Genomic DNA, 14,312 nt, shown 5'->3' with positions numbered 1-14,312 from the left:
GCGCTCCTCAACCAGCGGAGCGGAAGTGGGGTCCGCTGGTTGAGGAGCGAGCGACGAAGGAGCACGCGTCTCGAAACCGGGCGACGCGTCGGCGCTCCTCAACCGGCGGAGGGCCTCAACCGGCGGAGCCGCGAACGAGCGTCGACACGACCGGTCGGTGATCGCTGCCCGCATCGTCGAGCGAACCGACGACCTCGAACCGCTCGACCTCCCAGTCGGGCGTCGCGAGCACATGGTCGATGGGGCTGCCGAGCAACTCGGGTACATCGGCCGGCCAGGTGCCCAGCGCGGCGGACCGCGCCTGCACCGCGGCATCCGCGCACCGCCCCAGATCGCCGCCGTCGACGCCGCGACCCGCGAAGTGATCGACCGTCGCGTTGAAGTCGCCAGCCATGATGACGTTCTCGCCCGTGCACTGCTCGGCCAGCCAGTCGAGGTCGCTGCGCCAGTTGCGCAGCTCCCAGCGGATGGGCGCGACCGCGTGCACCGCGACGATGCGCGGCCCGTCGCCGGAGACCGGGTCGGCGACGACGCTCGGCAGGGTGTTCGTGTTGCCGGGCGGGCCCGGCGCCTCGGCCGAGACGACCTCGTAGTCGCCGAGCTCGGGGCTGATGAGCAGCGTCGTGGACCGCGCCTTCGCGATGTCGTCGTACGCGAGCGTGTGCACCCACATCGGCGAACCGCCCTCGCGCATCGCGATCGCGACCTCCTCGCCGAGCGGGTCGGTCGTCTCGGGGAGCACGACGACATCGGCCCCCTCCTCGAGCGCGAGCCCCGCGATCGTCGAGGCCTCCGGCACCTCGCCGAGCGTGTTCCACGCCAGTACGGTCACCGAATCGGGCGGCGTCGCGCCCACGGCATCCACGCTGCCAGCGCCGCGCACCGCGAGCACCGCGACGTTGCCGCCCGCGAAGAGGGCGAACACGACGGCCATCGCGACCGCGAAGCGCCGCGTGCGACGAGGGATCGCGAGGAGTGCGAACACCACCGCGACGATCGCTCCGCAGACCGCGGCCACCCCGCGGAGGGCGACGACGTGCGTCGCGATCCACTGGTTCTGCAGGCCGAACGCCTGCGGCCAGACGAGCACGAGGGCGACGGCGGCGGTGGCGGCGACGACGATCCAGCCGAGGATGCGGGGGAGCATCCCATAACCCTAGGGGCAGGCGCATCGGGAACCCCGGGAGAGTCCTGCGAAGCGGCCGGGTGCGCGGCGCGTCGATACGATTGGGGGATGCCTCATGCCCCCGTCGCTCCCGGCGAAGCCGACCTGCACACCCACTCGACGGTGTCCGACGGCACCGAGGCGCCGGCCGAGCTCCTGCGACAGGCCGCACGCGCCGGGCTCTGGGGCGTGGCCCTCACCGACCACGACTCGACCGCGGGCTGGGCCGAGGCCGCCGCCACTGTGCCCGAGACGGGCGTCGCGCTCATCCCCGGCATGGAGCTCTCGACCCGCGAGGGATTCTCGAGCGTGCACCTGCTCGGCTACCTCATCGACCCGCTCGACGAGGCCCTCCTCGCCGAGACGGCGCGCATCCGCGAATCGCGCCTCACCCGCGCCGAGCAGATCGTGCGCCGCATCTCACGCGACTACGACCTGTCCTGGGCCGACGTGCTCGCCCAGACCGCCGAAGGCGCCACCATCGGGCGACCCCACATCGCCGACGCGCTCGTCGCCCGCGGGCTCGTCTCCGATCGTTCGGCGGCCTTCTCCGGCATCCTGCACCCGAGCGCCGGCTACGCCGAACCCCACTACGCACCCGACCCCCTCACCGGCGTCCGCCTCATCCGCGAGGCCGGCGGAGTGCCCGTGCTCGCCCACCCCGGCACCCGCGGCGCCGAACGCATCGTGCCGCCCGCACGCCTGAAGCAGCTCGTCGACGCCGGACTCTTCGGCCTCGAGATCGACCACCCCGAGAACCAGGCGAGCGCGAAGCCGCGCCTGCGCGAACTGGCCGAGCGGTTCGGGCTCGCCGTCACCGGGTCGAGCGACTACCACGGCGACGGCAAGCCGAACCGCTTGGGCGAGTGCCGCACGGCGCCCGACGTCGTCGCCCGCCTCATCGCCGAAGGGCGCGGCGCGGCGCCGGTGTTACCTGTTCGCGACTGAACGCCGAATCGGCGATTGAACCCCGAACGTCTCGACTTCCGACGCGGAATCGGGGTTCAGACTGGAGAGGACTCGTCCTCCACAGCGTGCGCGACGCAGGAGTTGCTGCGCTGCACGTCGTGACGGACCGGTGCAATGCGATGGCGGGCAGGCTCGGAGAATGGAATCTCCATTCTCACTCCGCGCCGACCCGCATGGCTTCGTGCTCACCCGTGATGCGGTTGCGATGGGGTGCGAGAGCGAGCTGAGAGCCGAGCTCGCGGCAGGTCGGCTCGAGCGGGTTCGCGTCGGCGTCTACCGCCGTGCCGGCACCGCCGCACGGTACCCGAACGAGCAACATGCCGAACTCGCGCGCGCCGCGGCGCACTCGCTTGCGAAGCCGATCTTCACCGCCCACTCGGCGGCGGCTCTGCTCGGCCTGCCGATCCTGTCGTCACAATGGCCCGACGAGGTCGACCTGCTCTCGCCACGGCGCACGGGGTCGAAGCGGCGAGGGGTCCGTGAGATCGCCCGCCTCGCCGAGACGGAGCTCATCGAGGTCGAGGGGGTGACGCTCACCTCGGTCGAGCTGACGCTCGTGCAGTTGTGCAGGGTCGCCCCGTTCCTGGATTCGCTCGCTGCCGTGGATGCTGCGCTCCGCGTTCCGCAGCATCCGAGCGATCCGCCCGCACTCACCTCGCGTGACCGGTTGCTCTCGCTGCACGAGCGGCTTCTGCCGTATCGCGGATCGAGAAAGGTCGCGGCGGTGCTCGAGCACGCAACCGAACTCAGCGGAAGCCCGCTCGAGACGGGGAGCCGGATGCTCATCGTCATGAATGGATTCGAGGCGCCGGTGCTGCAGCATCGTTTCGAGTTGCGCGAGCTGGGGTGCTCGGCGCATCTCGATTTCTACTGGCCCTCGGTGAACGCAGGTGCCGAAGCTGACGGACGCGGCAAGTATCTCGGCGCCACCGCAGAAGCCTCTGCGGCCACGGTGATCCGCGAGAAGGACCGCGAGAATGCGCTGCGGCGCCGCTTGAGCGCCTTCGATCGTTGGGACTGGTCCGACTTCCGCGCGCGCACACCGGTTCTGCGCCGCCTCGAGTCGCTCGGCATTCCACGGCGTGCGGAAACGACTGAACCCCGCTTGCGCAAGTGAGGTCGAAAGGTTCGAGCCTCAGTCGCGGAAACGGGGTTCAGTCGTCGGAGTGCGGCGGGGGCTGGGCGCGGCGGGCTACGCCTGCGGGGCGGCCGGGGCCGTGCCCGCGGCACCGCTGCGGCCCGAACCGCCGCGGCGACGACGACGGCGCGGAGCCGGCTTGCCGTCGTGGTGCTCGTGGCCCTTGCCGTCGTGGGTGCCGGTGCCCGGCTCCTTCACGGGCGCCGCGTCCGCGCCGTCGGTGCTCGCCGAGGCGGTGTCGGCCGTCGCGCCGGCCTCGCCGTTCGCCGACTGCCCGTTGCGGGTGCGGCGACGGTTGCGGGTGCGCGGGGCGCGCTCGCCGTCGCCCTCGCGACGTTCGCCGCCTTCACGACGCTCGCCGCGCTCGCTGCGGCCCGCGGTGCTCGAACGCGTCGCGCTCGCGGCGGGGGCGGCGGGCTTCAGGCGGCCCTTCGTGCCGGCGGGGATGTCGAGGTCCGTGAACAGGTGCGGGCTCGACGAGTAGGTCTCGGTCGGCTCGGGCTGGCCGAACTCGAGGGCACGGTTGATGAGCGCCCACTTGTGCAGGTCGTCCCAGTCGACGAACGTCACCGCGATGCCGGTCTTGCCCGCACGGCCCGTGCGGCCCGCGCGGTGCAGGTAGGTCTTGTCGTCGTCGGGGATGGTGTGGTTGATGACGTGCGTCACGTCGTCGACGTCGATGCCGCGCGCCGCGACATCCGTCGCGATGAGCACGTCCTTCTTGCCGGCCTTGAACGCCGCCATCGCGCGCTCGCGCTGGTCCTGGTTGAGGTCGCCGTGCACCGCGGCCGCGTTGAAGCCGCGGTCGTTGAGCTCTTCGACGAGCTTCGCCGCCGCGCGCTTCGTGCGCGTGAAGATGACGGTCTTGCCGCGACCCTCGGCCTGCAGGATGCGGGCGATCACCTCGTCCTTGTCGAGCGAGTGCGCGCGGTAGACGAGGTGCTTGATGTTCGCCTGCGTGAGGCCCTCGTCGGGGTCGTTCGCGCGGATGTGGATGGGCTTCGACATGAATCGGCGCGCGAGGGCGACGATCGGGCCGGGCATGGTCGCCGAGAACAGCATGGTGTGGCGCACGGCGGGCACCTTCGAGAAGATCTTCTCGATGTCGGCGAGGAAGCCGAGGTCGAGCATCTTGTCGGCCTCGTCGAGCACGATCTCCTGCACCTCGCCGAGGCTCAGCAGACGCTGGTTCGCGAGGTCGAGGAGACGGCCGGGGGTGCCGACGACGATCTGCGCGCCGGCCTTGAGCTGCTCGATCTGGCCCTCGTACGCCTTGCCGCCGTAGATCGAGACGACCTTCGTCGGCCGGTTCTTCGTCGCGAGCTCGAGGTCTTCGGTCACCTGCACCGCGAGTTCGCGGGTCGGCACCACGACGAGCGCCTTGACGCCGTGCTCGGGGTCGTCGCCGAGGCGCTGGATCAGCGGCAGGCCGAAGCCGAAGGTCTTGCCGGTGCCGGTCTTCGCCTGGCCGATGATGTCCTGGCCGGAGAGGGCCAGCGGAATGGTCTGCTCCTGGATGGGGAAGGCATCGATGATGCCCTTCTCAGCGAGTGCGTCGACGATGTCGGACGCGATGCCGAGGTCGGTGAATGTGGTCACAAATCTGCCTGTCGGTCGTGCTTCGAGAATGAAGGTCGTGAGGTGCGCCTCGACTTCAACCCCGGGCGCACGGCCGCGGATCCAGCGTCCGCATGCCCTTACACCCTATCGGAGTGTGCCCGCGCGCCTCGGATAGGCTGTCTGCGTGGTGTTCTGGTCCAGCAGACGCGGTACGCGTCCCGAGCTTCCGCGGCTGCGCCCGAGGGTCGCCCCGACGGAGGTCACGAAGGTCGACTTCACCGAGCTCGTGCCCGAACCGGTGCCGTTCCTCGGTCAGGCCGCCTACATCCAGCTCGAGTTCTTCGAGAGCCTCGCGAAGGCCGTCATCGGTGCGCCGGCGATGGGCTCGAAGGAGGGTCTCAGCGCCGCGGCCGGCATCGCCCTGCGCCGCCACCACGAACTCATCGCCGAACTCCGCCACCTCGGCGTCGAGCCCGAAGCGGTCATGGTGCCGTTCGCGCCCGCGACCGACCGGCTCGGCGAATCGACGGCCGGTGCCGACTGGCACGAGCTCCTGCTCGGCGTGCACGTGACCTCGGGCATGCTCGACGACTACTTCGCGCGGCTCGCCGACGGCCTGCCGGCCGTGCTCGGCGCACGTGTCCGCGGCATCCTCTCGCACGAGGCGGGCGGCATCGGCGGGGTGCTCGACGCCGAGCTGCGCGCGGCGATCGAGGCCGAGCCCGGGCTCGCCGACCGGCTCGCCCTGTGGGGGCGCAGCATCGTCGGCGACACGCTGCTCATCGCGCGCTCGGCGCTGCGCGCCTCCGACTCCGAGGGTCGCACCGCCGACGACCGGGTCGAGCCGGTGTTCACCGAGCTGATCGCCGAGCACACGCGCCGCATGGACGCGCTCGGGCTCACGGCGTAGCCGAGGTCTTCAGTTCGGATGCCACGGGCTCGTCGCCCCGGCGCGCGAAAGCCCGGACTCGCGGTGATGCTGCGAGCCCGGGCTGAGAACGCGGTTCAGGCGCGCGAGGCGCCCGGACGGGAGAGGCGCTCGAAGAGCGCGGCATCCGCCTTCTGACGACCGGGGCCGATGAGGTACGCCGCAGCCGCCGAGGCGAGTGCCGAGGCGGCCAGCGAGACGACCCAGATCCAGCCGCCGTCCCACGCCCAGCCGAGCCAGGTGAGGCCCACCCAGACGATCGCGGCGACGGCCGCGCCGATCGACGGCACGAGCGCGACGCCGCGCATCTGCCGAAGCGGGAGCGCGAAGTGCGCGGCGATGCCGAGGATGGCTCCGCCGAGGGTGACGAAGAGGAGCTCCATCGTCAGGCGACGAAACCGACGCGACGCGACTCCTCCGAGCCGATCTCGACGTAGGCGAGCGCCGACGCGGGCACGACGTAGACGGTGCCCTTGTCGTCGGCGAGCTTCAGCAGGGCGGACTGCCCGGCAAGGGCCGCCGCGACCGCCTGCTCGACCTCTGCGGCCGACTGCGAGGTCTCGAACCCGAGTTCACGGGGGGAGTTCTGAATGCCGATGCGAACGTCCACGGTGCGCCTTTCTGCTGGTGTCTCAAACCCTACACATCGGGGCGGGCCGAGCCGTTCGCGTTCACTGTCGGCGGAACGGGTTAACGTTGCCGACATGCAGGGCACCCGAACCGTTCCAGACCTCCTCCGCGCGCTCTCCGGGGGCGGTCACGCGGCGGTCTTCGGCGCACCCGGCAGCGGCAAGACGAGCCTCGCGGTCGAGCTCGTCGCCGACCGCATCGAACGGCTCGGGCACTCGAGCGACGAGGTGCTCGTCGTCTCGGCGACGCGCACCGCGGCCACGGCCCTCCGCGACGCCCTCGCGGTGCGGCTCGGCCTCACCACGCGCGGTCCGCTCGCCCGCACCGCGAACTCCATCGCCTTCCAGCTCGTGCGCGCGTACACGGGCGCCTCGGTGACCCTGCTGACGGGCGCCGAGCACGACCACATCGTGGGCGAGCTCCTCGACGGCGGCATCCGCGACGGCTTCGGGCCCGAGTGGCCCGACCCGCTGACCGCCGAGGTGCGGGTGCTGCGCGGCTTCCGCACCGAGCTGCGCGACCTGATGATGCGGGCGGTCGAGCACGGCGTCGACGCCGAGGCGCTCGCCGAGCTCGGGCGGCGCTGCGAGCGCCCCGAGTGGGTGGCGGCCGCCGACTTCCTCGCCGAGTACGACGAGGTGAAGGCCCAGCTGCGGCCGAACCAGTTCGACTCGGCCGAGCTCGCGGCGTTCGCGGCGGCGGTCGTGCGGCAGAGCGTCGACGACCCCGAGGCGGCCGCCGCGCTCGGGCTGCTCGCGCGACTCAGGCTCGTGGTCGTCGACGACGCGCAGGAGGCGACCGAGGCGACCGCGGCGCTGCTCGGCGCGTTCGCGGCGCGGGGCGTGCAGGTCATCGCGATCGGCGACCCCGACGTCGCGAGCAACGGGTTCCGCGGCGGGCGGCCCGAGCTGCTCGGCGCACTCTCGAACGTGCTCGACGGCGCCGCGGTCGAACGCCACGCCCTGCCGGTGGTGCATCGCGGCACGGCCGAGCTGCGCGCGGTCGTGCAGTCGGCGACCGCGCACATCGGTGCGGCGCTCGGCGGCGCGCATCGCGTCGCGACGGTCGAGGCGGCGGCGGATGCCTCGGCGATGCCTGCGGGGGCCGGCGCCCGCGTCCCCGTCCCGGTCGAGGGTGTCTCGGGGCTTCACACGGTCCGTCCCGCCCTCGCGCCGGTCGTCGGGATCGAGGCGCCGTCGCACGCGGCCGAGTGCCGCGCCGTCGCCGCTGTGCTCCGCGAGCGGCATCTCCTCGACGGGGTGCCCTGGTCGCAGATGGCCGTCGTGCTGCGCTCGGGCGGTGATGTGCCCGCCTTCGAGCGAGGGCTCGCGCTCGCCGAGGTGCCCACCGCCGGCAGCGCGGCGCGGACCGCCCTGCGCGACGCCCCCGCCGCAGCAGCCCTGCTCACCGTCGCCTCCCTCGTGCTCGAACGCGAACCGCTCACCGCCGAACTGGCGGTGGCACTGCTGACCGGCCCGATCGGCCGGCTCGACGGGGTCGGCCTGCGGCGGCTGCGCCTCGCGCTGCGGCACGAGGAGCTGGCCAACGGCGGCGACCGCACGGGCGACGAACTGCTCGTCGAGGCGCTCGGCGCCCCCGGCGGCTTCGACTCGATCGACGCGGCGCCCGCACGGCGTGCGGCGCGGCTCGCGAAGCTCATCACCACGGCCCGCGGCGAGGCGGTACGCGGTCGCACCGTCGAGGAGATCCTCTGGTCGCTCTGGGAGGGCAGCGGCCTCGCCGCCGAATGGGGCGCGCAGGCGGCCGGCACCGGCGTGCTCGCCGACGAGGCCAACCGCTCGCTCGACGCCGCGGTGGCGCTGTTCGCGGCCGCGCAGCGCTTCGTCGAACGCGAACCCGACGCGCCGGCCGTGCGCTTCGTCGACGAGGTGCTCGCGAGCGAACTGCCCGAAGACTCGCTTGCACCGCAGCGCAGCGCCGAGACGGTCCTCGTGACGACCCCGCCCGCGCTCATCGGCCGATCGTTCGAGATCGTCGTCGTGGCGGGCCTGCAAGACGGGGTCTGGCCGAACCTGCGGCCCCGCGGCACCCTGCTGCACGCGGGCCTCCTCGCGCGCACCGCATCCGCCGTGCGCGCCGGAACCCCGTTGCCGCAGGTCGAGTCCGTCTCCGAGGCGCGCGTCTCGGTGCGCAGCGACGAGCTGCGGCTCTTCGCGCTCGCCGCCTCGCGCGCCGAACGGCAGCTCGTGCTCAGCTGCACCGCGAACGACGACGAGCAGCCCTCGATGCTCATGGGCTACGCGCCCGATCGGCTGCGCACGCCGAGGGGGCGCCCGTTGCACCTGCGGGGGCTCGTCGGCGCGCTCCGCCGCGAGACGGTCGCCTCACCCATGGGCGAGGCACCGGCCGCGCTCGCTCTCCTCGCAGAGGCCGGGGTTCCCGGCGCGCAGCCCGACGACTGGTACGGCCTCGCCGCACCGTCGACCACCGCGCCGCTGGTCGACCTCGCAGGCGACCCCGAGGCCGTCGTCGCCGTCTCGCCCTCGCAGATCGACCGCGTCGAAGAGTCGCCGCTCGGCTGGTTCATCGACCACGTGGCATCCCCGCCCTCGGGCATCGCCGCCTCGATCGGCACGATCGTCCACGCCGTCGTGGAGGAGGCGGGAGCGCGGGAAGACGGCGACACGAGCATCGAGACGCTGTGGGCGGGCGTCGAGGAGCGACTCCGGGAGGTGCGCTTCGAGGCGGGCTGGGTCGCCGAGCGCGAACGCCGCGGCGCCCGTCGCATGGCCGAGGGCGCCTCCGACTACCTCGCCGGCTTCGCCGACGACGGCAAGGTGCTGCTCGAGGCCGAGGGGCGATTCACCCTCGAGCTCGGCCGCGTGCGCATCACGGGCACGATCGACCGCGTCGAGGCCTCGCCCGACGGCACCACGGTGATCGTCGACCTCAAGACGGGGCGAACCCCGCCGACGGCGGCGCAGACCGCCGCGCATCCGCAGCTGGCCGCCTACCAGCTCGCCGCGCGGGCCGGCGCCGTGCCGAACCGCGGCACGCTCGGCGGCGCGAAGCTCGTCTACCTCGCGAAGCCGACTTCGGGCAACGGCTACACCGAGCGGGCGCAGCAACCGTTCGACGACGACGCCGAGGCGGCCTTCAGGGAGCGGCTCGAGCAGGTCGCGCAGACGATGGCCGGGGGAGTGTTCGACGGGCCGGCCGAACTCGGGTTCGGGTCGCGCTTCGGCGCCTGGCAGTACCGCGTGCACCTCGTTCCGGCGGTGTCGGCATGAGCGCCGCGCAGAGCACTGGCGCTGGAGCGGTCGGTCTGAGCGCCCTCGAGATCGCCACCCGTCTCGGCCTGCACGCCCCGACCCCCGAGCAGCGGGCAGTGATCGAGGCCGACCCGCACGGGCAGAGCATCGTGGTCGCGGGCGCCGGCAGCGGCAAGACCGAGACCATGGCGAACCGCGTGGTGTGGCTGCTCGCGAACGGGCACGTCGAGGTGCCCGAGGTGCTCGGGCTCACCTTCACCCGAAAGGCCGCCGGCGAGCTCGCCGAGCGCGTGCGCGAGCGGGTGGGGCAACTCGTCGACGAGGGCATCGCCGCCGTGGCGCTCGACCCGATCGAGTCGGCGGCGGTCGGCACGTACAACGCCTTCGCGAGCTCGATCTACCGCGAGCATGCGATGCTCATCGGCCGCGAACCCGACGCCTCGGTGCTCGGCGAGGCGGCCGCGTGGCAACTCGCCCGCCAGGTCGTCGCGGCCTCGGCCGATCCGCGGCTCGTCGAGCTCGACGCCTCGCTCGAGAAGGTCACGGGGGCGGTGCTCGGCCTGAGCCGCGCACTCGCCGAGAACGTCGCCGACAGCCGCGACGTGCGCGCCATGGTGCGCGACTTCCTGCAGATGGAAGGGCTGCCGATCGAGGCGCCGCGCAAGCGCACCGATTTCGCCTCCTTCGTCGACGCGCTCGGCGTGGTCGGGGCGCTGCCGCCGCTCCTCGAGCTCGCCGATGCGTACGCGACCGTCAAGCAGCAGCGCGGATTCGTCGAGTTCTCCGACCAGGTCGCGCTGGCACTCGCCATCTGCGAGCGCCACCCAGAAGTCGTCGCCGCCCATCGTGAGCGCTACCGCACGGTGCTGCTCGACGAGTATCAAGACACGAGCGTCGTCCAGACCCGACTGCTCTCGGCCCTCTTCGGCGGGCACGCGGTGATGGCGGTCGGCGACCCCGACCAGTCGATCTACGGCTGGCGCGGGGCGAGCTCCGCGAATCTCGCGCGTTTCGGGCGCGACTTCGCCGCGGCCGGTGAGGCTGCGGTCTACGACCTGTCCACGAGCTGGCGCAATCCGCGCATCGTGCTCGACGCCGCGAACACGCTCATCGCCCCGCTCGACGCCGGGATCCCGAAGGCGCCGCTCGGCGCCTCGCCGTTCGCCGGGCCGGGCCGACTCGACGTGAGCTGGAGCGAGACGATCGACGGCGAAGCGGTGGCGGTGGCCGACTGGTTCGCGAAGCGGCTCGGTCGCGGCGCCGAGGGGGCGAGCGGGGCGCTGCTCTGCCGCACCTTCGCGAACGTCGACGTCTTCACCGAAGCGCTCCGGGCACGCGGCGTGCCGGTGCACGTGCTCGGCATGGCCGGGCTCCTCGACCAGCCGGTCATCGCCGACCTCGTCTGCGTGCTCCGGGTCGTCCACGACCCCTCCGCGGGCTCCGAGCTCGTGCGGGTGCTGGGCGGGGCGCGCTGGCGCATCGGCCCGGCCGACCTCGACGCGCTGCGTTCGCTCGCGAAGTGGCTCGCCGATCGCGACCTCGCGAGCCGTCGGCTCGCCGACGAGGTGCGGCGCGGGCTCCGCACCTCGATCGCGGTCGACGAGTCGCCCTCGATCGTCGACGCCCTCGACTTCCTCCTCACCGCTCCCGACGAGCATTCCGCGCTCAGCCGGTTCAGCGAGACGGGCCTTGCACGCATGCGCCGCGCGGGCGCCCAGTTGCAGGCGCTCCGGCGGCGGGCCGGCCTGGGGCTCATCGACTTCGTGAGCCTCGTGCAGCAGGAGCTCATGCTCGACCTCGAGGTCGCCGCGAACGCCGCCCAAACGCTCGGCGCCCCCAGCCTCGAAGCGTTCGACGAACTGCTCATCGGCTTCGTCGAGATGAGCGAGCAGCCGACGCTCGGCGCGTTCCTCGGCTGGCTCACCGAGGCCGAGCAGCGCGACCGGCTCTCACCGCGTCAAGACGAACCCGAACCGGGGGCCGTGCAGGTCCTGTCGATCCACGGCTCGAAGGGCCTCGAATGGGACGTGGTGGCGATTCCGCGCATGGTCGACGCCGAGGTGCCCTCCAAGCCGCGGTCGACGAAGGGATGGCTCGCCTTCGGCGAGCTGCCGTACGAGTTCAAGGGTGACGCCGACGAACTGCCCGAACTGCAGTGGCGCGGTGTGCAGAGCCAGTCCGAGTTCGACACCGCCGTGTCGGCGTTCGCGGAGGAGAACCGCGAGCGGCACGCCGAGGAGGAGCGCCGCCTCGCCTACGTAGCGCTGACCCGGGCGCGCACCGAGCTGCTGCTCAGCGGCTCGTGGTGGTCGACGCAGAAGGCGCCGCGGCAGCCGAGCCCGTTCCTCCGTGAACTGGTGGTCGCGGGCATCGTGCCCGTCGACGCGTTGCCTGGCGCTCCCGCCGACGACGAGAACCCCCGCACCGGTACCGCCGAACGCGTGAGCTGGCCGCTCGACCCGCTCGGGCACCGGCGGGCGGCCGTCGAGGCCGCCGCCGAGGCGGTGCGAGAGGCCGGTGAGCGGCCGAGCGGGGCCGGCATCGGGCCGCGTCTCGCCGACGAGCTCCGTCTGCTCCTCGAAGAGCGCCGCCGCAGGCACGAACCCGCCGAAGCGCCCGAGATCCCGGTGCGCGTTCCCGCCTCGCGCTTCAAGGACTACGTCGACGACCCGCTCGCGGTCGCCGCCGCACTCCGGCGTCCGATGCCGCAACGGCCGTTCCGGGCGACGCGCATCGGCACGCTGTTCCACGAGTGGGTCGAGCAGCGCTCGCTCGGCGCCGCGGCAGGCGGCGGGGCTCCGGCCGTCGATCCGGGGCGCGACACCCTCGACGAGATCCGCGATCGCGTGAGCGGCTCGGGTGCCGCGGGCACCGCGACCCCGCCGCTGTTCGACGGGTTCGACGGGTTCGACGGGTTCGACGAGCTCGACGCGCTCGACGAGTTCGGCCGAAGCGAGTTCGACGGCGACGAACTGATCGAGCTCGATGCCGGAGGGCCCGGTGACGGCACCGGCCCCGGCGCCGACTCCGAGCGCCTCCGTGAGCTGCAGGCCACCTTCGCCGCCTCCGAGTGGGGCGACCGCCGGCCGAAGGCGGTCGAACTCGAACTGCACCTTCCGATCGGCGGCAACGTCTTCGTCTGCAAGCTCGACGCGGTCTACGACGTCGACCCCGGGTCCGAGCTCGGCGCCCGTGGCATCCGGGTGCAGGTCGTCGACTGGAAGACAGGCAAGGCCCCGCGCGACGCGCGCGACCTCGAGCTCAAGCAGACGCAGCTCGCCCTCTACCGGCTCGCCTACGCGAGCTGGGCGGGGGTCGACCCGGCGGTCGTCGACGCCGTCTTCTACTTCGTCGAGGACGACCGGGTGATCAGACCCGACGAGATCTACGACGAGGCGGCGTTGCGGCGGGCCTGGTCGTCGGTCGCGTCGCCCGAGTCGGGCGAACCCGCGTCGCGCGTCTGACGCGAGTCGTCGTCACCCGACTGGGGCGCCGCGTCGCCCCAGTCGCTGAGGTCGAGCGGGATCGGCGCCGTGGCATCCATGGGCGGAGCACCGGCCGAACCCGGCGAGCCGGCGGCGCCGGGCGCGAGCCGGTCGAGCTCCGAGAAGTCGTAGCTGTCGGTGAGCATCGTGCCGCTGCGCTCGACCGGGACGCGGCCCCGCGGCGTCTCGTCGAGCAGGCGTTCGACGTCGCCGACCGCGAGGATCGGCCCGGTCTCGGGCGAGAGCGGTTCGCTCGAGTGGTCGTGGACGCTCTCGACGAGCCCGTCGAGGAGGCCGACGGCGTCGGCGATGATCGTGTCGTCGCGCTCGTCGACCCCGTGCAGCAGCCACCGGGCGAGCTCGAGCTCGCCGTAGAGCAGCGCCCGCTGCGGCAGGTGCGCGTCGGCGCCGCCCTCGCGGGCCGCGATGTAGGCGCCGAGCGCTCGTTCGGCGGCGGCGCCCCGCGAGGTGAGCAGCCAGTGCAGGTCGCGGGCGGGGTCGCCCTCGGCGAGACCGGACCAGCCGAGCACGCCGGTCACCGTCTCACCGTCGCCCAGGATCGAGTCGGCCGTCAGCGTGCCGTGCACGACCGTCGGGCGGAACCGCCAGAGCGTGTCGTCGTCGGTCGCCTCCTCCCAGCGGCGCAGCAGCGCCGCAGGCAGGTGCCCGGTGTCGGCGGCACGGCCGATGAGGGTGACGACCGACTCACGGGTCTCCGTGGCATCCTGCCGGGGGAGGCCGGCGTCGCCGACGAAACCGGCGGGCAGCGAGTGGATCGCGGCGATCGCGAGGCCCACCGACTCGGCGAGCCGGTCGTGCGCGGTGAGCTCGTCGGCGGTCGAGACGACGCCCGGGACGAAGTCGGTGACGACGGCGCGGGTGCCGTCGATGGGCGCCTGGCCGACGAACGACGGCACCGCGAAGGGCAGCCGACTGCGCACGCCCGGCGTGAGGGCGCGCAGCGCGACGAGGTCTGCGGACTGCTCGGACTCGGCGGCCTGCGAGCGGGGAACCCGGATGATGAGGTGGCGGTCGTCGGTGGTGCGGAACTCGACGGCGTCGAAGGCCCCGTGGCTGCGCCGCGTGTGCGCCCGGGCGGCGCGGACCTCGAGTCCGGGCACCGCCGCCGTGGCCAACGCGGCTAGAGTGAGAGGGGGTCTGGCCATGGCATTCAGCTTAAGCAGGCTTGTCGCGGCAGCGGGCG

At 73.0% G+C, this 14,312-nt stretch carries 10 protein-coding genes; 5 read left to right on the top strand and 5 right to left on the bottom strand.

All coding sequences use genetic code 11. The features are described 5' to 3' along the window. Positions 1-115 precede the first annotated feature (115 nt). A complete protein-coding gene (locus ACFVTX_RS02280; protein ID WP_386897668.1) occupies positions 116-1,147 on the bottom strand; it encodes an endonuclease/exonuclease/phosphatase family protein in 1,032 nt (343 codons plus the stop codon). Positions 1,148-1,234: 87 nt separating this feature from the next. Here ACFVTX_RS02280 and ACFVTX_RS02275 point away from each other — a divergent pair, with 87 nt between their 5' ends. Continuing rightward, a complete protein-coding gene (locus tag ACFVTX_RS02275; RefSeq protein WP_386897666.1) occupies positions 1,235-2,113 on the top strand; it encodes a PHP domain-containing protein in 879 nt (292 codons plus the stop codon). A 130-nt stretch (positions 2,114-2,243) separates the two neighbouring features. Beyond that, positions 2,244-3,251: a hypothetical protein gene (locus ACFVTX_RS02270; RefSeq protein WP_386897664.1), complete on the top strand. Its 1,008-nt coding sequence runs from the start codon at positions 2,244-2,246 to the stop codon at positions 3,249-3,251. A 75-nt stretch (positions 3,252-3,326) separates the two neighbouring features. On the opposite strand, the gene ACFVTX_RS02265 is transcribed toward ACFVTX_RS02270, so the two are convergent. Further along, on the bottom strand, positions 3,327-4,871 hold the full coding sequence (locus ACFVTX_RS02265) for a DEAD/DEAH box helicase (protein WP_386897662.1): 1,545 nt from the start codon (positions 4,869-4,871) through the stop codon (positions 3,327-3,329). Positions 4,872-5,016: 145 nt separating this feature from the next. Here ACFVTX_RS02265 and ACFVTX_RS02260 point away from each other — a divergent pair, with 145 nt between their 5' ends. Continuing rightward, the gene (locus ACFVTX_RS02260) at positions 5,017-5,742 is read left to right on the top strand and encodes a ferritin-like fold-containing protein (protein WP_386897660.1); all 726 of its coding nucleotides are present in this window, start codon (positions 5,017-5,019) and stop codon (positions 5,740-5,742) included. A gap of 95 nt (positions 5,743-5,837) precedes the next feature. Here ACFVTX_RS02260 and ACFVTX_RS02255 read toward each other — a convergent pair whose 3' ends face one another. Together ACFVTX_RS02255 and ACFVTX_RS02250 are read right to left on the bottom strand one after the other, a co-directional pair. Next, positions 5,838-6,143 (bottom strand): hypothetical protein, encoded by a 306-nt coding sequence (locus ACFVTX_RS02255; RefSeq protein WP_386897659.1) that lies wholly within the window; start codon positions 6,141-6,143, stop codon positions 5,838-5,840. 2 nt (positions 6,144-6,145) lie between these two features. Next, positions 6,146-6,370 carry a DUF3107 domain-containing protein gene (locus ACFVTX_RS02250; RefSeq protein WP_386897657.1) on the bottom strand — a complete coding sequence of 75 codons (225 nt, stop codon included), beginning with the start codon at positions 6,368-6,370 and terminating at the stop codon, positions 6,146-6,148. A 94-nt stretch (positions 6,371-6,464) separates the two neighbouring features. On the opposite strand from ACFVTX_RS02250, the gene ACFVTX_RS02245 reads away from it, so the two are divergent. After that, positions 6,465-9,641 carry a PD-(D/E)XK nuclease family protein gene (locus ACFVTX_RS02245; protein ID WP_386897655.1) on the top strand — a complete coding sequence of 1,059 codons (3,177 nt, stop codon included), beginning with the start codon at positions 6,465-6,467 and terminating at the stop codon, positions 9,639-9,641. Beyond that, positions 9,638-13,087, top strand: a complete 3,450-nt coding sequence (locus tag ACFVTX_RS02240) for a UvrD-helicase domain-containing protein (protein WP_386897653.1) — start codon at positions 9,638-9,640, stop codon at positions 13,085-13,087. The genes ACFVTX_RS02245 and ACFVTX_RS02240 overlap by 4 nt, the downstream gene beginning before the upstream one ends. Here the strand turns inward: ACFVTX_RS02240 and ACFVTX_RS02235 are convergent. Continuing rightward, positions 13,009-14,274 carry a phosphotransferase gene (locus ACFVTX_RS02235; RefSeq protein ID WP_386897651.1) on the bottom strand — a complete coding sequence of 422 codons (1,266 nt, stop codon included), beginning with the start codon at positions 14,272-14,274 and terminating at the stop codon, positions 13,009-13,011. The two genes, ACFVTX_RS02240 and ACFVTX_RS02235, sit on opposite strands and share 79 nt — an antisense overlap. Positions 14,275-14,312: the final 38 nt, after the last annotated feature.

It is taken from the genome of Agromyces sp. NPDC058136 (assembly GCF_042884375.1).
Classification (GTDB): Bacteria; Actinomycetota; Actinomycetes; order Actinomycetales; family Microbacteriaceae; genus Agromyces.
This window is presented reverse-complemented; position numbering and strand designations above follow the sequence as displayed.